Origin of the sequence: Blastococcus atacamensis (genome assembly GCF_002938425.1) — a bacterium.
GTDB classification, from domain to species: Bacteria; Actinomycetota; Actinomycetes; order Mycobacteriales; family Geodermatophilaceae; genus Blastococcus; species Blastococcus atacamensis.
Window position 1 is genome coordinate 1 of record NZ_POQU01000161.1, and the last position, 1382, is coordinate 1382.

A 1382-nucleotide genomic window follows, 5' to 3' on the forward strand; every position below is an offset into this window, starting at 1 on the left:
ACGGTGCTCGTTACGCAGCACCTTCACCGCGACCGGCCGGCGCAGTGACCCGGCGGCCCGAGGCGGTCGGCTCCGCGCTGCTCGGCGGTCGCTACGAGCTCCTCTCGCTGCTGGCCACCGGCGGGATGGGCCAGGTCTGGCGGGCGCGGGACATCCTCCTGCGCCGCCCGGTCGCGGTGAAGGTGCTGCGTAGCGAGTACACCGGCGACGCCACGTTCCTGGCCCGCTTCCGTGCTGAGGCGCAGCACACCGCGGCACTGGCCCACCGCAACATCGCCGCGCTGTTCGACTACGGCGAGACGCCGGCCGACGACGGCGAGCACCTGGCCTACCTGGTGATGGAGCTGGTGGACGGCGAGTCACTGGCCCAGGTGCTGGCCCGCGAAAGGCGGCTGGACCCCGACCGCACCTTTGACGTGCTCGGGCAGGCGGCCGCCGGGCTGGCCGCTGCCCACGCCGCCGGGCTGGTCCACCGCGACGTGAAGCCGGGGAACCTGCTGGTCGCCGCGGACGGCACGGTGAAGGTCACCGACTTCGGCATCGCCTGGTCCGCGGGCAGTGCGCCGCTGACCCAGACCGGCCAGGTCGTCGGCACCGCGCACTACCTCTCGCCGGAGCAGGCGGCCGGCGAGAAGGCCGGTCCGGCGAGCGACGTCTACGCGCTGGGCATGATCGGCTACGAGTGCCTGGCCGGGCAGCGTGCCTTCGACGGCGAGAACTCCGTGCAGATCGCCCTGCGGCAGCTGCGCGAGGTGCCGGCGCCGCTGCCCGAGGACGTGCCGGAGCAGGCCCGCGTGCTGGTCGAGCGGGCGCTGCTCAAGGACCCGGCCGACCGGTTCCGCGACGGTGCCGCGTTCCGGGACGCCGTCGAGGACGTGCGCGCCGGCCGTCCGCTGGCACCGGTTGCCCTGGCCCCGCGCACCCGCCCGTTCACTCCCGCCGGGGCCGGGTCGGGGCCGCTGCGCAGGCGGTTGCTGGCGCCGGTGGCCGCGCTCGTGGCCGGTGTCGGGCTGGGCGTCGCGGCGCTGCAGGTGTGGGGCGATGCACCGGCGGGACCAGTGGCCGAGGCGAGCACCCCGGCGTCGGTCGAGGTCCGCGCCGATGACGTCGTCGGACGCCCGGTGGACGAGGTGGAGGACGAGCTCGCCGGACGCGGCCTCGGGGTCCGGCGGGAGGCCCGGGAGACGTCCGAGGTGCCGGCCGGCCAGGTGCTCGCGGTCGGACCGGTCGGCGCACTGGCGCCGGGAATGGTGGTCACCCTGACCTATGCCGTCGCCTCCCCTGCGCCGGAGCCCGCGCCCGCGCCGTCGGCACCCGTCCCCGTCCCTGCGCCCGCGCCGGCGCCGGTGGTCGAGGTCGACAGCCCGGCCCCGGCCCCGGCC

General features: G+C 76.6%; 1 protein-coding gene. It reads left to right on the forward strand.

Annotated features, from left to right (window positions below):
- Positions 1-44 precede the first annotated feature (44 nt).
- Positions 45-1382: protein kinase domain-containing protein (locus tag C5508_RS19200; protein WP_232797313.1), on the forward strand; the 1338-nt coding region annotated here is incomplete at its 3' end.